This is a genomic window from Halostella pelagica (assembly GCF_004762015.1).
GTDB lineage: Archaea > Halobacteriota > Halobacteria > Halobacteriales > Natronoarchaeaceae > Halostella > Halostella pelagica.
The window spans coordinates 339020-359251 of the sequence record NZ_SJES01000001.1 but is presented as its reverse complement, the minus strand read 5'-3'; the positions used below and the strand labels follow the sequence as shown (position 1 = coordinate 359251).

At 64.6% G+C, this 20232-nt stretch carries 19 protein-coding genes; 11 read left to right on the top strand and 8 right to left on the bottom strand.

Annotated features, from left to right (window positions below):
• Positions 1 to 80 precede the first annotated feature (80 nt).
• Together ppk1 and EYW42_RS01795 are read right to left on the bottom strand one after the other, a co-directional pair.
• The gene (gene ppk1, locus EYW42_RS01800; RefSeq protein WP_135533542.1) at positions 81 to 2516 is read right to left on the bottom strand and encodes a polyphosphate kinase 1; all 2436 of its coding nucleotides are present in this window, start codon (positions 2514 to 2516) and stop codon (positions 81 to 83) included.
• On the bottom strand, positions 2513 to 3220 hold the full coding sequence (locus tag EYW42_RS01795; RefSeq protein ID WP_135533541.1) for a metallophosphoesterase: 708 nt from the start codon (positions 3218 to 3220) through the stop codon (positions 2513 to 2515). Before EYW42_RS01795 ends, ppk1 begins: the two co-directional genes overlap by 4 nt.
• A gap of 490 nt (positions 3221 to 3710) precedes the next feature.
• Here EYW42_RS01795 and EYW42_RS01790 point away from each other — a divergent pair, with 490 nt between their 5' ends.
• Positions 3711 to 4220, top strand: coding sequence for a hypothetical protein (locus EYW42_RS01790; protein WP_135533540.1), 510 nt, complete (start codon positions 3711 to 3713; stop codon positions 4218 to 4220).
• 3 nt (positions 4221 to 4223) lie between these two features.
• On the opposite strand, the gene proS is transcribed toward EYW42_RS01790, so the two are convergent.
• Positions 4224 to 5720, bottom strand: coding sequence for a proline--tRNA ligase (proS, locus tag EYW42_RS01785; RefSeq protein ID WP_135533539.1), 1497 nt, complete (start codon positions 5718 to 5720; stop codon positions 4224 to 4226).
• Positions 5721 to 5853: 133 nt separating this feature from the next.
• Here proS and EYW42_RS01780 point away from each other — a divergent pair, with 133 nt between their 5' ends.
• From EYW42_RS01780 to EYW42_RS01770, 3 genes are all read left to right on the top strand, one after another.
• Positions 5854 to 6258 carry a DUF7344 domain-containing protein gene (locus EYW42_RS01780; protein WP_135533538.1) on the top strand — a complete coding sequence of 135 codons (405 nt, stop codon included), beginning with the start codon at positions 5854 to 5856 and terminating at the stop codon, positions 6256 to 6258.
• A gap of 150 nt (positions 6259 to 6408) precedes the next feature.
• Positions 6409 to 6786 carry a DUF7344 domain-containing protein gene (locus EYW42_RS01775; RefSeq protein ID WP_135533537.1) on the top strand — a complete coding sequence of 126 codons (378 nt, stop codon included), beginning with the start codon at positions 6409 to 6411 and terminating at the stop codon, positions 6784 to 6786.
• 3 nt (positions 6787 to 6789) lie between these two features.
• The gene (locus EYW42_RS01770) at positions 6790 to 7494 is read left to right on the top strand and encodes a DICT sensory domain-containing protein (protein ID WP_135533536.1); all 705 of its coding nucleotides are present in this window, start codon (positions 6790 to 6792) and stop codon (positions 7492 to 7494) included.
• On the opposite strand, the gene EYW42_RS01765 is transcribed toward EYW42_RS01770, so the two are convergent.
• Positions 7491 to 7970 (bottom strand): hypothetical protein, encoded by a 480-nt coding sequence (locus tag EYW42_RS01765; protein ID WP_135533535.1) that lies wholly within the window; start codon positions 7968 to 7970, stop codon positions 7491 to 7493. The two genes, EYW42_RS01770 and EYW42_RS01765, sit on opposite strands and share 4 nt — an antisense overlap.
• Positions 7971 to 8358: 388 nt before the next feature.
• Between EYW42_RS01765 and EYW42_RS01760 the strand changes: the two genes are divergently transcribed.
• Both EYW42_RS01760 and EYW42_RS01755 read left to right on the top strand, forming a co-directional pair.
• A complete protein-coding gene (locus EYW42_RS01760; RefSeq protein WP_135533534.1) occupies positions 8359 to 10281 on the top strand; it encodes a beta-CASP ribonuclease aCPSF1 in 1923 nt (640 codons plus the stop codon).
• A 297-nt stretch (positions 10282 to 10578) separates the two neighbouring features.
• Complete coding sequence (locus tag EYW42_RS01755) at positions 10579 to 10992, top strand: EamA family transporter (RefSeq protein WP_135533533.1); 414 nt, start codon at positions 10579 to 10581, stop codon at positions 10990 to 10992.
• On the opposite strand, the gene EYW42_RS01750 is transcribed toward EYW42_RS01755, so the two are convergent.
• Entirely contained in the window at positions 10989 to 11810 is an 822-nt protein-coding gene (locus EYW42_RS01750) for an endonuclease III domain-containing protein (RefSeq protein ID WP_135533532.1), read from the bottom strand. The genes EYW42_RS01755 and EYW42_RS01750 overlap by 4 nt on opposite strands.
• Before the next feature lie 28 nt (positions 11811 to 11838).
• Positions 11839 to 12522, bottom strand: coding sequence for a protein-L-isoaspartate(D-aspartate) O-methyltransferase (locus tag EYW42_RS01745; protein WP_135533531.1), 684 nt, complete (start codon positions 12520 to 12522; stop codon positions 11839 to 11841).
• A 74-nt stretch (positions 12523 to 12596) separates the two neighbouring features.
• Here EYW42_RS01745 and EYW42_RS01740 point away from each other — a divergent pair, with 74 nt between their 5' ends.
• Positions 12597 to 13523 carry a hydrolase gene (locus tag EYW42_RS01740; protein ID WP_135533530.1) on the top strand — a complete coding sequence of 309 codons (927 nt, stop codon included), beginning with the start codon at positions 12597 to 12599 and terminating at the stop codon, positions 13521 to 13523.
• Positions 13524 to 13528: 5 nt separating this feature from the next.
• Here EYW42_RS01740 and EYW42_RS01735 read toward each other — a convergent pair whose 3' ends face one another.
• Entirely contained in the window at positions 13529 to 13942 is a 414-nt protein-coding gene (locus EYW42_RS01735; protein WP_135533529.1) for a DUF371 domain-containing protein, read from the bottom strand.
• A gap of 247 nt (positions 13943 to 14189) precedes the next feature.
• A complete protein-coding gene (locus EYW42_RS19645) occupies positions 14190 to 14363 on the bottom strand; it encodes a hypothetical protein (RefSeq protein ID WP_168192928.1) in 174 nt (57 codons plus the stop codon).
• Between the two features lie 118 nt (positions 14364 to 14481).
• On the opposite strand from EYW42_RS19645, the gene EYW42_RS01730 reads away from it, so the two are divergent.
• The 4 genes from EYW42_RS01730 (at position 14482) to sppA (ending at position 20205) form a co-directional block, all read left to right on the top strand.
• Positions 14482 to 16356, top strand: coding sequence for a hypothetical protein (locus EYW42_RS01730; protein ID WP_135533528.1), 1875 nt, complete (start codon positions 14482 to 14484; stop codon positions 16354 to 16356).
• A 249-nt stretch (positions 16357 to 16605) separates the two neighbouring features.
• Entirely contained in the window at positions 16606 to 17487 is an 882-nt protein-coding gene (locus EYW42_RS01725; RefSeq protein ID WP_135533527.1) for a coiled-coil protein, read from the top strand.
• Positions 17488 to 18042: 555 nt separating this feature from the next.
• Entirely contained in the window at positions 18043 to 18969 is a 927-nt protein-coding gene (locus tag EYW42_RS01720; RefSeq protein WP_135533526.1) for a cupredoxin domain-containing protein, read from the top strand.
• 225 nt (positions 18970 to 19194) lie between these two features.
• Entirely contained in the window at positions 19195 to 20205 is a 1011-nt protein-coding gene (sppA, locus tag EYW42_RS01715; RefSeq protein WP_135533525.1) for a signal peptide peptidase SppA, read from the top strand.
• Positions 20206 to 20232 lie beyond the last annotated feature (27 nt).

Below are 20232 nucleotides of genomic sequence, written 5' to 3'. Positions count from 1 at the left end.
CGACGTACGTTCGCACGGGTACTGGTGACGGCGTCGCGGACCGAACCCGGATCGAGCGGGCAGTTCCGAGTAAGAAGCCGTCAGAGGCCGCCCGTTCGTTTCTCGCGGACCGCCCGCTCGGCACGACGCATCAGTTGCGCGTGACTGTCCCGAAGCGGCTCGCCAGGGTCGGACTCTCGGCGGACGTACGTGCCGTCCGACCGCATCTCCCAGGCGTTCCGGGTGTCCGACAGCGCCGTATCGAGGATGCGGTCGAGTTCCTCACGGAGCCGCGGGTCGTCGGTCGGAACGACCGTCTCGACCCTGTTGTTTAGGTTACGGGTCATCCAGTCGGCCGAGCCGATGTAGTGTTCCGGCTCGCCGCCAGCATGGAACCGAAACACCCGGGAGTGTTCGAGGAACCGACCGACGATGCTGTACACGTCGATAGTCTCGCTGACTCCCGTCAGCCCGGGCCGGAGTCGGCAGATGTCCCGGACGACGAGGTCGATGTCGACACCCGCCATCGAGGCTTCGTACAGTTCCCGGACGAGATCCGGGTCTTCGAGGCGGTTCATCTTGGCGGTGATGCTGGCGGGTTCGCCCGCTCTGGCGCGCTCGGCTTCGGCGCGGATCAGATCGACGAACCGCTCGCGCATGTTCCCCGGCGCGATCAGGAGCTTCCGGTACTCCTCGTGGAGCGAGTAGCCGGTGAAGTAGTTAAACAGTTTCACGAGGTCCTGTCCGACGCCGCGGTCGGCCGTAAGCAGTCCGAGGTCCTCGTACGTCTTGGCCGTCTCGGAGTGGTAGTTCCCCGTCCCGACGTGCGAGTACAACTGGACGCCGTCGCCCTCGTCCCGGACGACCAGTGACGTCTTCGTGTGAGTCTTGTAGCCGATAGTTCCGTAGGCGACGTGGATCCCCTCCTCCTCTAGACGCTTGGCCCACTCGAGGTTGTTCTCCTCGTCGAACCGGGCCTTCAGTTCGACCATTACCGCCACTTGCTTGCCGTTACGGGCGGCCTCGATGAGGCTTTCTATCACCTGCGAGTCGCTCGCAGTTCGGTAGATAGCCGCCTTGATGGCCAGCACGTCAGGGTCTCGGGCGGCCGTCTCCAGGAACCGCTGGACGGTCGCCTCGAAGGAGTGATAGGGGTGGTGGATCAGCACGTCGTCACGCCGGATTTCGGTGAAGATGTCGCTCCCTGCCGCGTCGCTGTCGGTCAACCGGGGGTGCGGCTGGGGCGTCCACTCGTCGAGTTTGAGATCCGGGCGGTCGAGTTCGGTCAGCGCCTCGAAGTCGCGGAACTCCAGCGGCCCGCCCAGCCTGAACACCTCGCGGTCGTCGAGGTCGAGCTGTCGCTGCAGTATCGACAGCGCCGCCGCGGGCATGTCCGCTTCGACTTCGAGGCGAACGGCAGTCGCGAACCGCCGTTCGGCGATCACCTCCGCTATCATCTCGGTCAGGTCCTCGGCGACCTCCTCGTCCCGTCCGACCTCCGCGTTACGGGTCACTCGAAACATGCCGGTGTCGACGACCGTCACGTCCGGGAAGAGGAGGTCGAGGTTCGACCGTACGATCTGTTCCAGCGGGACGTACCGCTCGTCGCCGACCTCGACGAACCGGACGTGGTTTCGGGGGATCTTCACCCGGGAGAACGTAAGATCGTCTCCGGGCTCCTCGCGGGTGAGCACTGCGAGCGAGAGGCTCTGGTTCGAGATGAACGGGAACGGATGGGCCGGGTCGAACGTAAGCGGCGTCAGAGTCGGTAGCACGGAGTACTCGAAGTAGCTCCGGAGTTCCGACCGCTCCGTCGGCGACAGGTCGTCGTAGTCGGTGATGTGAATTCCGGCGTCGGCCAGGGCGGGCCGGATCGATTCCCGGTAACACTCCACCTGGCGTTCGAACATGGGTCTGGCCGTCTCTAGCACCTCGATCCACTGCTCCTCCGGCGTCCGCCCGTCGGGCGTGCGCTCCGTGATGCCGGCGGCCATCTGCTGTTTCAGGCCGCCGACGCGCTTTCGGAAGAACTCGTCCATGTTCCGCGTGAAGATGTCGAGGAACTTCACCCGCTCCAGCAGCGGGTTCTCCCGGTCGAGCGCCTCCGCCAGCACACGCCGCTGAAAGGCGAGTTCGCTCAGTTCCCGGTTGAGGTAGTACGCTGGGTCAGAGAGGTCGATCCCGACCGGATCGGACGCGTCCGTTTCAGCGACGGGAACAGACTGCCCGCCGTCCGACGTGACTACGTCCGGAACGAGAGCCGTCGAATCGGTCGCCCGGTCCGCATCGGCCCCGGCGATATCCATCGACCGGCAGAGCGGACACTTCGAGTCGGCAGCGGGCACTTCCGTGCCACAGACAAGACACCGACGAATCTCCGGACACTGGCGGGTTTCCTGACACCGGCGAGTTTCCGGCTCTGTTTCGGCTGTGCCGGTCGTCTCTGACGACGCCGGTTCGTACTCCGTCAGGTCACCCCCCGGTTCGACGGGATCCGCGTCGTCGTCCACCGCGTCTGGGGTGCGTTCCTCGCTCATCGATGTTCGGCCTCGATGGAGGACGGCGAGAGTATCTTCTCGTCGCTCCGGGTTTCGTACGCTCGTTCGGCTGGAACGCTCACGAACTCGTCGGCGTAGTAGTCGTACGCCGTCAGGTCCCCTCCGTAGACACACCCCGTGTCGAGACCGAGTGCGGCCTCGCCGACGAACGGAGCGTCGAGGACGGTGTGGCCGAAGAACACGCGGGGCGATCCGGCGTACTGTTCGAACCAGAACGGGCCATCGTACCCCCGTCCCACCGGGATCGAGCGCCGGGTCAGCAGGCCGTCCACGCTCTGGTCGACGAGCGGCCGCCGCGGGTCGACGCCGCCGTGGACCACTAGCGCATCGTCCCACGATATCGCGACGGGTAACGTCGAGAGGAAAGCGGCGTCGTCGTCAGTGAGTTCCGGAAGCCGCTTGTCACCGCGTAGCACCTTGTCCTCGTTGTTCCCGCGGACGCTGATCGCGTTGGGGGCGCTCCTGACGTGCCGGAGGACGCCCGGACTGTCCGGCCCTTTTCTGATCAGGTCGCCGACGAAGACGAGCAGGTCGTCGGTCGTCGGTTCGAGGGCGTTGAGTAGCGCCTCCAGTTCCTGCCGGCACCCGTGGACATCGCCGACGACGTAGATGTCATCCCACCGGTCCGGATCGATGCGTCTGTGTCGAGTAGCGACTTCGCCGTCGAACTGGATTTCAGTCATTGCTTTTGTCATCACCGAGGCGAACTCCCGCGACCGCCGCCCCGACGGTGTCACTACTGTCCTCTCTCAGTAAATATTAGGAATTTTATATTATTGGTTTATATCGTACCGGACCGGTCCTTTCGTCTCAATACCGCTATTGAGTGGTACGTTCTGCACCGGGGACTGGTGGTCTAGCCGCTGGTCGACGTAGCGGTGGCCTCAACTATCGGACAGTCGCCTGTGCGAAGTCGATGGCGAACCCGGCCGCCTCCGGCGGCGACGGCCGCGTCCGAACGATCGAGTATCTCATAGTTCTGTCCGACAGTATCACCCCTCGTTCGAAATAGATGGATGGAGAGACTCATACTGACGGACGGAAGTCAGTGAAGAATTTCGCGGGGACGTTCCCGCGAAACATCTGAAACAGTTACGTCCGACAGTATCAGCCGTCGTACGGTACCGAACGCACTGACAGCATTTACGTGACGAGCGACGCACACGTCACACGATGTCGTTCGCTTCGGTCCTCCGCGCCGCCTGGTACGTTCCGCTCACCCTCGTCCTCGCACCGGGCATCCTGACACACGAGTACGCCCACGTGGCGGCCTGTCGCCTGACCGGCGTGAGAGTCCACTCGACGCCCTCGCTGAACCCCTTCGGAAAAGCGGCGTTCGTCGACCACGCGCCGACCGACCGGTTCGGGGCCGATTTCGCCATCGCCGTCGCGCCGTTCGCCGTCAACAGCGCCCTCGCCGTCGCCGCGTTCGGCGTCGCACGGGCGCTCGGGTCGCCGCTGTCGCTCCCATTTCTCTGGCTCGGCGGGTGTTTCGCGTGGACCGCGATACCGAGCCCGTCCGACACCGACGGCCTGCTCGACGCGGCCGACGGCCTCCCGCGACTGGCGCGGCCGGTCGGCTACCTGCTCGCAGCCCCGGTCCGCGCCGCGACGCTGCTCGCGGTCGAGGGGATCGGAAGCCTGGTCTGGACCGTCGCGCTGTACGTGGTTCTGGTGGGGTGAGCGTCAGTACGACTTCGCGAAGTACGCCGTCTCCGTCGCCTCGTCGCCGCAGACGCCGCACTCGTCGCCGATCTGTTCTTCGCCGTCGTCGTCGCCTTCCGCCGACTCCGCGGACGACGCGCCGTCCTCGTCGAGCGGAAGCATGACGATCTCGGCGGCGATCTCCTCTTTGATGGCCGTCTCGCACGCCTCGTCGCCGCACCACGGCGTCTTCACGTACCCGCCGTAGCGGCCGATCGTGCCCAGGATGTCCTCGGGGCTGTGGGCCTCGCGGACGTTCTCTTCCAGGTTCTTCTCGGCGGCGGCGTACAGCTTGTCGTACACGGTGTCGAAGTGTTCCTCGACCGTGTCTGCGATCCCCGAGCGGTCCTCCTCGACCGACTCGCCGTCGGGCCGGTGGACGACTGTCACGCGCTCGTCTTCGACCTCGTTGGGGCCGATCTCCAGGCGGACGGGAACGCCGTTCAACTCGTGTTCGTTGAACTTGAACCCGGGGTTGCGACCGTCGCGGTCGTCGAGTTCGACGCTGACACCGGCGTCTTCGAGTTCGGCGGCGATCTCCGCGGAGTACTGGAGCACGTCGTCTTTGGTGTCTTCCTGCCAGATGGGGACGATGGCGACCTGGGTGGGCGCGACCGTCGGGGGCAAGACGAGCCCCTGGTCGTCGCTGTGGGTCATGATCAGCGCGCCGAGCGCGCGCCACGAGAGCCCCCACGAGGTGGTGTGGGCGACTCGCTCCTCCTCGTCCTCGTCGATGAAGGTGATGTCGAACGCCTCGGCGAAGGACTGGCCGAGGTAGTGGCTGGTTCCGCCCTGAACGGACTTGCCGTCCGGCATCAGCGCCTCGACGGTCGTCGTCGTGTCCGCGCCGGGGAACTTGTCGTGTTCCGGCTTGCGCCCGCGAAGGACCGGTATGGCCAGTTCGTCCTCGTAGATCCGCTCGTACTGGTCGAGACGCGTCATCGTCTCCGTCCAGGCCTCGTCCTCGGTCTCGTGGGCGGTGTGGCCCTCCTGCCAGAGGAACTCCTTCGTACGGAAGAACGGCTTCGTCTCGGTTGCCTCCCACCGGACGACGCTGCACCACTGGTTCAGTCGCAGGGGCAGGTCGCGGTGGCTCCGCGTCCACTTGGCCATGAACGGCGCGATGATGCTCTCGCTCGTGGGACGGACGGCGAGGGGCTCTTCTAGTTCATCGTGGCCGCCCTTGGTGACCCACGCTACCTCGGGGTCGAATCCCTCGACGATGTCTTTCTCGCGTTCGAGGTAGCTCTCCGGGATGAACATCGGGAAGTAGGCGTTCGTGACGCCCGTCTCCTTGAACCAGCCGTCGAGACGGTCCTGTATCGCTTCCCAGAGGGCGTACCCGCGGGGGCGAGTAACGATGAATCCGCCCATCGGCGCGTAGTCGGCGAGGCCGGCCTTCTGGACGACCTCGGCGTACCAGTCGCCGGGGCTGTGCTCTTTGCTCTCGGTGATTCCGAGTTCCTGCTCGCCACTCATGGTTCTTCGTCGGGGGACCGGAGTAATAAACGCGCCGTGTTCGGGATCGACTGAGAGGCGACCTCCGAACACGGTCCGGTCGGATTTCGGGGACAAAGAACTATAGTTTCTGGATGAAAACACCTGAAAGTATATGGCCCCTACCGATCGCACCCTCGACGCAGAGTCACAGAACGTCACGTCGACCTCCCTCGACGAGATATTCGGAACGCTTGCCAACGAAAAGCGTCGCTTTACTCTCTACTACCTCCGCGAACGTCCGACCACGACCGTCGACGAACTCGCGGACGTTCTTGCGACGAAGGCGCTGGTCGACACCCCGACGCTCTCGCTGTCCGGATACCGCGACGAGATGCTGATACGCCTTGACCACGTACACCTACAGAAACTCGAAGCTACGTCGCTCGTCACCTACGACCGCGAAACGGGGCGAGTCGCGCTGGCAGCCCTCCCACCGGTTGTCGAATCGGTTCTGGATCACGCGATGCCGATGGAACGCGTCGACCTGGCCGACGCGTTCGGTGTCGAAATCGGGTAAGGATCCGACCGCAGACGAGCAGTCAGAGCGACAGGACGTGGAGTCTCTGTCGGTGAGATATGCAAGCGTATTTCCCGCTAGGTGTGGTATGTTATAACCTTGCAATTCAACGGAGCGATATCTGCCCACTGAACGAGGATTCCCACTACGATGACCGTCACTGTTGGCGACCCGAACGACGTGTTCTGCGCGTTGAGCGATGCCCGTCGCCGTCACGTGCTGTATTACCTACTGGAACACGACGACGCATCGCTCGACGAGTTGGCCGATGTCATTTCGGGCTGGTTGACGGTAGGCCGCGGAATTACCACTACGCCGCACCGGCGAAATCGGATCCGTACCGACCTCCACCACGTTCACCTGCCGATGCTGGCCGACTTCGGGTTTCTGGAGTACGACTGGGAGTCTCACCATGTCGAACTCCGCGACCTTTCGGACGAGATCCAGAAGTTGCTCGTCGAGTCCCTTTCGGTCGAACGAGCACGAACGACCGAGACGCCGTCGCCACTCCGGTCACAGGGTGGATGAGTCGTGTTACTGCGGGACTTCGTCGACCGGATCGAACGGCAGCGTCGCACGGTAGTCGAATACTCGCCGTCGGCCTCGTCCGACCTGGAGGCCCGACTCTCACTTCGAAACGTCGACGTGACCCACCGCCGTCTCCCCGACACCGGAACCGGAGGGTTCGTCGTTGTCCGACGAGACGACGAGTTCCGGGGCACGGTGCCTCTCGAGACTATCGAACGTGCCCGTTCGCTGCCCGAAGGCCCGACTAACGCGGTCGACGACGCCGCCTTTCAGGAGTATCTCGACCTGTTCGACAAGACGGTGTTCGCGTCGTACGACCGCAGGCAGATGCTCGCCACCGCTCGCGAGATAGAGGACCGCGCCTGGCGCGTCGGTCGGGGAACGCTGTACGTCGGATTCCAGTCTCTCCCGGCCCTGAGAGACCAGGTATCGCTGTACGAATCGCTCGGCGAACGGGACGACCTCGCCGTCCGCGTTTACATTTCCGACGAGTGGGACGCGCCGGACATCGACGGTGTCACGGTCCAGACGGAATCAGCCGACGAGATCGGCGATTTCTGGTTTCTCGCCTTCGAGGGCGGCGGCGACGACGCGAACAAGTCCGCGCTGATCGCCGAGGAACGCACGCCCGACGAGTATTACGGCTTCTGGACGTACGACCCCGAACTGGTCGACGAGATAACGGCCTATCTCCGCGAGACGTACTAATCCACGCGGAACGGACTCGGGCCCTCGGTCCAGTTCCACCCCGGAAGCCGGGTCTGGAACCCCGCCGCGAGCGCGGCCTCCAGGTCGTCGCTCCCCGCCGTCGCGTCCTCGGGATGGTGGATGACGTCCGCGTAGTGGAAGGCGGCCTCACCGAGCAGTCCGAGCGGCTGGCCGCCGGCGATCATGCCTGCGAGTTGTCTGCCGAGCAGTTCGTCCACGACGAACCCCGGATAATCACCCTCGACGTCCAGTTCCCGGAGCGTGACGACGAACGCCGCGACGTTGACCGCGAGGTCGCCGTCAGCGAACACGGCGTCGACCTCCGTCCGGTACATCTCGGCGGTCACCGGATCGACGTCGGTGTCGAATATTTCGGTGAACTCCGCGCGGAGGTCGTTCAGTAACGGGACGACGACGTCCGCGCGCGAGCGCACCCAGTCGCGCTCGTCGGCGACAGTGTCGGGTGAGACGTGCATCGCCGCCCCGTACGGACGCGAGCGGCTTATACTGTCGGCCGACTTCGAAAACCGGAGATTCCAGCCGGCGGGGGACCGTCTCCGTCGATGCGTACCCGGTATTGCGAAGGCTTTTATAACAAGGAAGTAATATGCCCGAGTAAGCGGGTTCTCTCAGACCTTCCCGCAGCAAGTGGGACCCATCCCCGAGCGTATCGCAGAACGCGCCGCCCACAACATCACCGGGACGATATCCCTATGTATACAGTGTTACGACACAGTGGCGAACCGTCAAACAGCACGTCGACCAACGGCGTCGCTTCGACGGCTCACCGTGCACTCGGTTCGGCGATGGCCCCGCGGACGGACGGGAGAACCTCGATAACGGATACGCTATCCAGCTCTCACTATGAGTTCAGTTGACCAACAACTCGACGATTTACGCACAGAGATAACGAGCGAACTGCCGAGCGACATCTCGGTGTCCGACGTGAAATACGAGGGCCCCGAACTCGTCGTCTACACCCGTGACCCGAAGAAATTCGCGCAGAAAGGAGACCTCATCCGCCAACTCGCGAGTAAACTCCGCAAGCGGATTACCGTCCGGCCCGACCCCGACGTCCTCTCGAAGCCCCGCGACGCCCGCGAGGAGATCATGGCGGTCATCCCGGACGACGCCGGTGTCACGGATCTCGATTTCCACGCCGACACCGGCGAAGTCGTTATCGAGGCGGAAAAGCCCGGAATGGTGATCGGCCGCCACGGGAGCACGCTCCGAGATATCACCCAGAAGGTCGGCTGGACGCCCGAAGTCGTCCGAACGCCGCCCATCGAGTCCTCCACAGTGTCTAACGTCCGGAACTTCCTCAAGCAGGAACGCGACGAACGCCGCGACATCTTAGAGAAGGTCGGCCGCCAGATCCACAGAGAGGAGATGTCCGACGACGAGTACGTCCGCATCACCACGCTCGGCTGTTGCCGCGAGGTCGGCCGCGCCTCCTTCATCCTCTCGACGCCTGAAACGCGCATTCTCATCGACTGCGGCGACAAGCCCGGAGCCGAAGGCGAGGTCCCGTATCTGCAGGTGCCCGAAGCGCTCGGCGCAGGCGCACAGAACATCGACGCCGTCATCCTGACGCACGCCCACCTCGACCACTCGGCGCTCATCCCGCTTCTGTTCAAGTACGGCTACGACGGTCCTATCTACACGACCGAACCGACCCGCGACCTGATGGGCCTGCTCCAACTCGACTATCTGGACGTCGCCGCAAAGGAGGGCCGCGCGCCCCCGTACGACTCCGAGATGGTGCGCGAGGCGATCAAACACACCATCCCGCTCGAATACGGCGACGTCACCGACATCGCGCCGGACGTGAAGCTCACGCTGCACAACGCCGGCCACATTCTCGGCTCCGCAGTCACTCACTTCCACATCGGCGACGGCCTCTACAACGTCGCGTTCTCCGGCGACATCCACTACGACGACACGCGCCTGTTCAACGGCGCGGTCAACGACTTCCCGCGCGTCGAGACGCTCGTGCTGGAGTCGACCTACGGCGGCCGGAACGACTACCAGACCGACCAGGAGGACTCCGAGCGGAAGCTGAAAGAGGTCATCAATCAGACGTACGACCGCGACGGGAAGATCCTCATCCCGGCGTTCGCGGTGGGACGTTCTCAGGAGATGATGCTCGTCCTCGAAGAGGCGATGCGGACCGGCGACATTCCCGAGATGCCCGTCCATCTCGACGGGATGATCTGGGAGGCCACGGCTATCCACTCGACGTACCCCGAGTATCTCCGCGACGACCTCCGCGACCGCATCTTCCACGACGACGAGAACCCGTTCCTCGCCGACCAGTTCAATCACATCGACGGCGGCGAGGAGGAACGCCGCGAGGTCGCCGACGGCGGTCCCTGCATCGTCCTCTCGACGTCGGGGATGGTCGAGGGCGGTCCGATCATGTCCTGGCTCCGCCACCTCGGCGGCGAGGCGGACAGCACGCTCACGTTCGTCGGCTACCAGGCCCAGGGGACCCTCGGCCGACGCATCCAGAACGGCTGGGACGAGATCCCGGTCGACAACCGCGGCAACGGCCGCGGCAACACTCTCACGCTGGACATGGAGGTCGAGACCGTCGACGGCTTCTCCGGCCACGCCGACCGCCAGGGACTGGAGAACTTCGTGAAGACGATGAATCCCCGCCCCGAGAAGGTGCTCTGCGTTCACGGCGACGAGTCCTCGACGCAGGACCTCTCGTCGGCGCTGTATCACGACTACAACATGCGGACGTTCGCGCCGAAGAACCTAGAGACGTTCCGCTTCGTCTGAAAGCCCTTGCGGCGGACTGGCGTCCGCCGCTGCGCCCTTTCAATGTCCACCGGGAGAGCGAAGCTCTCCCGAGCCTTCGCTCACTTCGTTCGCGAAGACGCCAACGAGCGCCGGAGGCGCTCGTTCCAGGCCCGCCAGTTTGCGCGAGCCTCCGCGGTCGCGGAGGCACGCTCCGGGTGCCTGCCCTCCCCCGTGCGCTCGGCATGAACGCCGAGCGCGGCCACCGCTCCGCGCCGCCTCCGTCCGCTCCGCATCGCTTCCGAAGTCGTTACCTCGCTGCCCTTCGTGCCGTCGCCTATGACGAACGCGACGATACTGTTCGCGCTGGCGGCGATGGTCTCGTGGGGCGTGTGGGCAGTGCTGGCGGACGTGGCGACGCGATACATCGACCCCGTCTCCGCGATGATCTTCTCCTACGCGACGAGCGTCGCCATCGCGCTGGCGTACGTCTTCGCGCGGGACCAGCCAGTAGCGACGGCGAAGACCGGCGTGGCAGTCGCCCTGGGTGCTGGCGTGTTCGCGGGCATCGCGGCCGTCGCCTTCTACGCGGGACTGGAGCGAGGGCAGACGAGCATCGTCACTACCGTCAGCGCGCTGTATTTCGTCGTCGCGGCGGTACTCGGCGTCGCCGTGCTGGGCGAATCCGTCGAGGCGACGGACGTCGCCGGCGTCGGGTTCGCCGTCCTCTCCGTCGTCCTGATAGCGCGTTAGTCCGCGTCGGTCCGCGCCTCCGCGGGGTCCTCTACCTCGCCCGTCGCCGGATAGACACCTGTCTGGTCGCAGAGGTCCTCCATCGGACACGCCTCCGGCCCCTCCAGACAGGCCGGCTTGCGCGCCGTACAGTACTCGCGGCCGAACTGGATCATCGCCGTGTGACCGAAGCCGCACTTTTCGGCGGGTACGTCTCGCTCCAGTTCCGCGCGCACTCCCTCGTGGTCGGCGTCGGACGGCGCGACGCCGAGTCGTCGCGCGATGCGGTGGACGTGGGTGTCGACGGGGAACACGCCGCCGCGACCGCCCGAGAACAGCAGGACGCAGTCAGCCGTCTTCGGGCCGACGCCGGTGACCGAAAGGAGCGTGTCGCGGACCGCGGACGGGTCCCCCGACTGCACGAACTCGTCGAACGCAGTCTCGGAACCGAACTCTTCTAGGACCCACTCGGCGGTCTGAATGATGACCTCCGACTTCTGGTTGTACAGGCCCGCGCCGGAGATGGTTTCGGCGAGTTCGGACTGATCGGCGGCGGCGAGTCGCTCGGCGAGGTCGAGGTCTGCCCCGCCGTACCGTTCCATCAGCGCGTCGTGGGCCGGTTGGCTCGCCTTGTCGCTGGTGTTCTGGCTCAGGATAGTTCGGACTAAACACTCGAAGGCGTCGCGACCGCCGTACGCTTTCTGCCAGTACATCTCGCCGAGGCGGTCGACGACCGCCTCCGCGCGGGTACTCGCATCGCCGGCTGCTGTCTCGGCGAACTCGGTCCATCCCTCGTCGCCGCCGCTGATGTTCTCCGTCGGCTCAGCGTCCTCGGACATGCGTCGTAGTACGGGACCGAGCGCACAACTATCCACCGTGTTCAGTCACTCGCTCCGCGGTGAGGACGACGATGCCGCGGTCGGGTTCGTCGGGTGTTCGGTCGATAACTTCGTACCCCCGTTCCGCCAACGCCTCGCGAGTGTCGGACTCTGGCGTGCCGAAACAACCGTGGGTCTCGACGACGACCGCCCGCGGACGGGCGGTCATCGATTCGATGATCGCGGCTTCCGCGCCCTCACAGTCCAGTTCGAGGACGTCACAGTCCGGGAGTGCCGACGGCGAGACTCGGTCTGTTCGGTCCCCTTCGCCGTCGATTTTCACGCCAGGTCCGACGAGTTTACGACGGACGGAGACTCTGTCTTCGACCTCGTTGAGCGACGCGGTGTGTCTGGCTATCTCGAACCGGTTGCGTGCCGGTTCGTACGTCGTGACGTGTCCGTCCGGCCCCGCGGCGCGAGCAGCGGCGACGCTCGTGACGCCGTAGCCGCCGCCGACCACGACGACCTCGTCGCCCGGTTCGACGCGCTCGCGCGTCGCGTCGACGACGGCCGCCTCGTAGTCGGGAAACGTGTCGGTCAAGTCGAGCAGACGGATGCGTCGCGACGCGACGCCGTTGAACACGCCGACTTTGTACGGCAGGTGCGGGCGGACGGCCCGGTTGTACGCGGTCTGGGCCTCTTCGCGGAGTTTCCCCGCCAGTGGCACGGTCATTCGGACGCTATTCGACGAGCGGCCACAAATAGGACGGGTACGGCCTTAAGTGGGAGATCGTGGTACGAGTGGGTATGTCTCTGGGGGACTGGCTGGGGGAAACGTACCGTCGGTTCGGAGCGGAGGACCCCGTCACTGCGCTTCGGGAGTCGACCGACGAACTGTACCGCGGCGGATTACGACGCCTCGACGCAGTCTGGCGGTTCGCGCCCACGGTTTACGACCGCGAGTGGGACCTCCTGGTCGTCCTCGACGGCTGTCGGGCCGACCTGATGGCTTCTGTGGCGTCCGACTACCGTTTTCTCGACCGACCGCGGCGGGTCGCCTCGCCGGCGAGCCACTCACACGATTGGCTGAAGCGGACGTTCGGCACGGCCGACGAGGCGGCGGTCGCGGAGACGGCGTACGTCACCGCGAACCCGTTCTCCGACGAACTGCTCGACCCGAACCGGTTCGCCGCACTGGACGAGGTGTGGCGGTACGCCTGGGACGCCGAGCGGGAGACCGTCCCTCCGAGACCCGTCACCGACCGCACGATCACGCTTCTGCGCGATCGCGACCCGGAACGGGTCGTCGCCCACTACATGCAACCGCACTTTCCCTCCATCCCCGATCCGGGCGTCGGCGCTGGGTTCCAGCGTGAGGACGCGGGCTGGTTGCCCGGTAACGCGTGGGAGAAACTCCGAGACGGTGAGGTATCGGAGGAACGGCTCTGGACCGCGTACCGGAACAACCTCGAACACGTCCTCGACGACGTCGCCGTTCTCCTGGAGAACGCCGACGCGGAGCGAGCAGTCGTCACCGCCGACCACGGCAACGCCCTCGGCGAGTGGGGCGTGTACGGCCACCCGCGACGGATGCCGCTCCCGTCGCTGCATCTGGTCCCGTGGTACGAGACGACGGCGACCGACGCGGGCGGTTACGACCCCGCGACCTACGACCAGTCGGCGGGGGAGTCAGTCGGCGAGAAACTTCGGGACCTCGGTTATCTGGCGGACTGACGGCGTCACGCTACTTCGACGGTGACAGTCAGTTCCGCGCCGTCGGCCAGCGCGTCGACGAGGCCGCGGTCGAACCCGCTGGCGGCGAACCCCGCACCGAGCAGGAACGTCCGGTCGTCCACGTAGTCGCTCGTGCGGCCGACCATGCTCCGGTCGCTCGTCAGTTCGAGATCGGGGTCGCCGCGGCCGCGGACCGTCTCCGAGTAGCCCGCGGCCTCGAAGGTAGCGGTGATCGTGGCCTCGGGGTCGCGGCATGCCTCGACGAACGCGGGATCGAAATCGGCCGGGGAACGGTCGGCTTCGACGGCGAGGATACAGTCGCCGGCGGGGGTGAGATAGTCGTCCGTCGTCACCTCGAACGTGCTCGTATGCGCTGCGGTCACGTTCTCGTGACCGCGAGCGTGTACGGTTTCTTTCATGGACGGCGCTTGCCGACCGGCGCACTTATACTGTCTGCTGTAAACCGCGGAAGAATTTCGGCCAGATAAGATGTCCGAAGTTACAGCCGACGGTAGTGTCGCAGTCACTGAAACGATTCACACGCTGATCGCATCGCTGACGTACGAGCAGGTGTGCCTTGACTTTCATACGGACTGTTGTAAGTCATTTCCGAATAGCGCCGACACGGGGTCGGCGTATACCGGTAAACAGCTACAACAGTCCGTATCAGTTGCTACTGTAGCGGGAGCGTTTGACGACCGTCACCGTGACGGCCCCGCAGTCGCACTCGTAGGCGCGGCGAACGCCCCCGTCTCGCTCCATCTCCAGCATCAGAGCGTCGTCGCTGAGCGCGCGGTCGCATTCGCCGTCCTCGCACGTCGGGGAAAGCCGTTCCAGCATATCCGGACGTTCACCACCCCCGTACGTTAAAGCGACCCGTCCCCGGAGTGAAAGTGAAAGTGAAAGCGGAGACACGACGTAAAGACTATTTCACCCGGGTCCGGTGTCGTGGGTAGTGATGACGGGCGCGTGGACGGCAGCGGCGGTCGATCCGCACGATGACGGGGAGCCACCGGACGCTGACGAGTGGGTTGACGTGACTGTCCCCGGGAGACCGGAACGGTTCGCCGGCGAGGACACGGTCGCCTACCGGCTCCGATTCGACGACCCCCGCGCGAGCGACACGCAGCGGACGCTACTCGAACTTCGAGGGCTGTTCGCTCGGGCGAGCATCTGGATGAACGGCGAGTTACTGGGCGAACACGACGCGTACTTCGTACCGGCTCGGTTCGAGTTCGACCCGGCTGAGCGAAACGAACTCGTCGTGGAGTGTCACGCCCCGCAAGACGCTTTCGGCGGCGTCCAGACGACCGACCTACTTCCCGAAGACGCCGCAGTTCCGGGTATCTGGTGGGACGCACGCGTCCGCGTCCGCCCGGAGACGTTTCTCGACGGGATGACCGTCAGGCCGCGTATCGAGGACGACGGGGCTGTCATCGAAGCGGCGGTGACGGTCGATGCCGCCGCAAAACTCGACGACCGAGTCACCTTTTCGACGCGGCCGGAGGGGTTCCGCGGTGGGGGGACGATGGAGCAGGCGAGCGTCACCGCTGCGGCGGGCGAGCGGACGACGCTGACCCGGGAGATACGGGTGCGGGACCCGTCGCGGTGGTGGCCGCACGACTACGGCTCGCAACACCGCTACACCGTCCGCGCCAAACTCGGCGAGACGAGCGTCAGCGAAACGACCGGTCTCCGGACGGTTGAGTACGGCGACGACGGTCTGTTCGTGAACGGTCAGCGCGTGAGCGCACGCGGGGTTAACGTGTTACCGTCGGACGACCCCGCGACGGATGTCGAGCGCGCGGCCGCGGCGAACGCTAACCTCGTTCGAGCGCACGCACACGTGCCGCCGCACGACCTTCACGAGGCGTGTGACGACGCGGGAGTGCTCGTCTGGCAGGACCTCCCTCTCACGGGCGACCGCGAGTACGATGTCGACCGGGGTGAAGCTCTCGCGACGGCGCTGGCCGACGAGTACGGGCATCATCCGAGCGTCTCTCTCTACGGCGTCCACGATGACCCGCGGTCGCCGTTCGCGGCTCCCGTCAGCGGCGGACGAGTCGGCAGATACCGCTTCCGCTGGCGGGCCTGGCGGACGGACTACGACCACGGCTCCGACGATGCGGTTGGGGACGCGTTTCCGGCGGACGCGCCGGTCATCCCCGTCGCCGGACCGCCGGGGACAGCGCCGGACGCCGCACACCTCTACCCGGGGTGGAAGTACGGCACGGCGACGGACGCCGAATGGCTTCTCGACCGATATCCGGATCTGGGCGACATCGTGGGCGAGTACGGTGCGGGGTCACTCGCGTTCGGCGGCGACGCTACGGGAGGAGACGACGTGCCGGGGTTCGACGCCGACGCTCACGAGATGAAGGTCGGCGACGACGACCCCGAAATGTCGCAGTCCTACCAGGCCGCGACGCTGAAGACGGTGACCGAGACGCTCCGCCGACGCGGCACGGACGTACTCGCGGCGTTCGCGCTCAGGGATACAGCTCCGGACGCGGGGATGGGTGTCCTCGCTCACGACGGCTCGGAGAAACCCGGGTACGAGGCGCTCACCCAGTCGTTCGAGCCTGTCCAGGCAGTTCTGGATTCGCCGCCGGAGGCCGGCTCTGTCGGGGTTACCGTCGTCAACGACGGGCCGGACGCGGTCGAACCGACGCTCGCCTGGACCGCAGGCAACGCCGAGGGAACCGAGGACGTGACCGTCGACGCTCACGATACGGTCGCCGCCGGGACGGCGGACGTACCGCGGGACGCGGAGGCGGTCGAACTGCTGTTGACCCTGTCCGACCGAACCGTGTTCAACGCCTACCGTTTATAACTGGCTCCCATCGTGTGACAACCGTTTACACGTCTCTCTGGCCGCGTGGCAACTGTTTTCAGGGGATAACCGACCGGTACTTTTATACCTATCACGGGACTATTAACGGTTACCAGAACGTCACCGGCGTTCCGGTAGAATCGCTCGCTCGACCAACATGACAGGGAATCCTTATCCACGGTCAGTTACACACGGTCAGCGACGACTATCTCCGCCGGTGCGGGTATGGCACAGAGGTTTGACTAACACATGGTAGACGAAACACAGAACGTAGAACTCACAGAGGACGATCTCGAAAACAAAGCCAAAGGGCAGCTCATCAAACTCGCCGGTCAGCTCCGAGACCGACGGAACGACCTGAACCAGATGGCCTCGGAACGAGCGTCCAACCGCGACGATCTCAACGCGAAAACTCGCGAGAAGGTCGACGAGGCGCAGGAACACCGCGAGAAACGCGACGAGCTCAACGAACTCGTTCAAGAGCACAAAGAGCAGCGCAACGAACTCAACGCGAAGGCGAACGAGCTCTTCGACAAGGTCGAGGAGATGAAATCCGACCTCGAACTCGACGAGGGCAAGGACCTCGAAGAACTCGAAAGCGAGATCGAGGACCTCGAATTCAAGCAACAGACCGAGGTGCTCTCGACGGAAGACGAGCGCGAACTCATCGAGAAGATCGAGGACAAGCGCGAGGAGTACCAGCAGCGCAAGGAAAAGCTCGACCAGAACGACGACCTCGAGGAGTACGTCGAGAAGGCGGAATCCGTCCGCTCGGAAGCCTCCAAACACCACCAGAAGGTCACTGAACTCGCGGACAAGGCTCAGGAACATCACAACGAGATGATCGAGGCCTACCGCGAAGCCGACGACATCCGTGACGAGGCCGACGAGATGCACGAGAAGTTCGTCCAGGCCCAGGAGGCCGCCGACCAGCACCACGAGGACTTCGTCCGCGTCCAGAAGCGACTGCGCGAACTCGACAAGCAGGAAGAGGAAGAGCGTCAGTCCGAGCGCGAGAAGAAAGAGCAGGAAGCCAAAGAGGAAGCCGAGGAGATCTACCAGAAGTTCAAGGACGGCGAGACCCTCGACACCGAGGACCTGATGAAGCTCCAGAAGACGGGGCTGCTGTAAACGGCTACGATTTTGCTGTTCTCTCTGCTGTGTACGGTTCGGTAGCGCCAGCGCCGGCGAAGTCTCAGGGGAGTTGTCGTAACTGCGTTACCGGTAGCTGCTGAGCCTACATCGGCGGACTCCCGAACTGAATGACAGCTATCCCTCTCAGTGAATTCACCGATCAAGCGGGGCGATACCGCGATCGGTTTTTCGTGAATGTGGTGAGACGGGAGACGGTCTGTATCGGGATTTCACGTGTTAGCCTCCGCCCCGAGTTAATATTTCATATAAAATCGTCGCTCGGACCTCGGAACTGTCTAGTATTTACAGGTTCTTCCCCGGATCTAATTACGGACAGGGTTATAGACACATGGTAACAATTAACATGGTTCTGGCTGCGGATCACACTGGCCGAACTACACGAACCGACACATCAGTTGTGTATCCTTACCTCCTGTAGCGGTCCTGTCTCGCCTGGGTACGGCGCTTTTGTTAAGTGTTGAAACGGTTACGGCGGTTTATCTCCGGATGAGGTGTAGCGATCGTTGCGGCGCGCCAGCAACAGGTGAAACAATGACGGGATCTACGGAGGGGGAGACAGGGGAATCGTCAGACGAACTGTTCAGTGAATGGTCCGGCTTCGAGCGGCGGTCTCTCCTGAAAGCACTCGGCGTGGGAGCGACGCTCTCGCTCGGCGGCGGAACGGCAGCGGCCACGGGTGTCGGGGTCACAGGCCAAGAGGACGGGGGAGCCGACTCGGACCAGATCGACCCGGTGTTCGGGTATTCGACGACGGATATCGAGGAAATTCCCGAGGGACTCGAACCGGACCACGAGGTCCGGCTACTCGTTGCCCCGCCGTCGGGGCCAACCAGCCCGCCGTTTCTCTACTTCGAGCCGACTGGGCTTCAGATCCAGTCCGGCGATATCGTCCAGTTCTCCGTGATGAGCCCCGACCACTCAGTCACGGCATTCCATCCCGATATCGGCCATAGTCGGCGGGTACCGGAGGGCTCCGAACCGTTTTCATCGCCGGTCCTCGGCCCCGGTTCGGCCTGGCTGTACCGGTTCGAGGAAGAGGGCGTGTACGATATGTACTGCGGCCCGCATTTCCTTCTCGGCATGGTGATGCGGCTCGTCGTCGGCGACCTCGCCGAGGAGGACATCCCGGAGTACGCGACGAGAAACGAGGGCGTCGCGGGAAGAGAGCAGTTCGAGGCTGGGCTCAATCGAGCGAGCGAGCAGAACGAGAACTGCGAGTGGCCGTTCGTTCTGCCGGCCGAAGTCCTCGGAGCGGACGCGCTGGACACGATGAACATTCAGGAGGCAGGCAAAGTGCAGTTCAGCACTATCGCCGAGGAACTCGGCTACGAGTTCGTGCCGCCGGAAGAACGGGAAGCGCCCGCCGACAACGAGACGGTAGAGGGCAACGCCACTGCTGATGGCAACGTGACCGGCGGTAACGCCTCGAACGGGACCGACGGAGGCTACGGCGGCTAATACTGTCGGACGGGACTTCGTGACGAGATTCGACACGCCGGATATCGACAGTCTTCGTGGGTCCGTCCGACAGTGTAAGTGGTCGTGTCACGTCCTGTGTGTCGGGTCTCTCTGTTTTTTAGGTCCGCTGGTGACCGGCCAGTCCGCCGGGACCGCTCACGACGCGTACTTCCGGAGGGTCTACCCTTTTCCGTTGCCGCCCGCAACACGACGGCAGGTGATCCCATGGAAGGCACGCTACGGTCGCTCGCGCAGATCGGAATCGTCGTCGTCGGAGCACTCGTCGCCGCCGCGGTCGGCATTGCACTGTTCGTCGTAGTGCCGGACCGAGTGTCGTCGGTCGGTCTCGTCGGCGTCGTCCTCGTCATCGCGACGGCGTTCGTAGGCTTGCGGATAGCGAGTAGCCTCGCGGAGACGGTATTTCCCTCGTACAACGTCGGCGAAGTCGAGGTAACGGGGCCGATCACCGCAGACGGCGGCGGGATGCCACTACGGCCCGGCGGGGCGTCCGCGGACGACCTCGTCGAACAGATAGAGCGGGCGGACGCCGACGGCAACGCCGAGGCGCTCGTCGTGACGCTGAACACGCCGGGCGGCCAGCCGGTCGCGAGCGACGAGATCCGCCGCGCAGTCGCGGAGTTCGACGGTCCGACGGTCGCCCACGCCAAGGACATCTGCGCCAGCGGCGGCTACATGATCGCGTGCGGTAGCGACGAGTTCGTCTCCCACGAGGACAGCCTCGTCGGTAGCATCGGCGTCATCGCCAACCAGCGGAAGTTCGCCGACTTCGCCGACCGCTACGGCGTCGACTTAGAGCGGTTCGTCGGCGGAGAGTACAAAGACACCTTGGACCCGATGAAGCCGCTCTCCGACGACGAGCGGGCGTACTTCCAAAACGTCATCGACAGCAGCTACGAGAGCTTCGTCGACCTCGTCGCGGAGAGCCGCGACGTGGACCGCGAGTTCGTCGCGGACACGGAGGCCCGGATCTACCACGGCCGCCAGGCCGAGGCGAACGGACTGGTCGACGCGCTCGGCGACCGCAACGCCGTCGAGGACCGCCTCGCCGAGCGCGCCGGCCTCGACGAAGTCTCGGTCAAACAGTTCGAACCCGAACGCGGGATCGGCGAGAAGCTCAGTATCGGCACACAGGCAGTCGCCCGGGCGTTCGGCCGCGGCGTGGCAGGCGTTATCGCCGACCGCGACGGCTCAGCCGTGGAGTTTCGATTCAAGTAAGTCGGGGATTTTTATTCTACCGCTGCG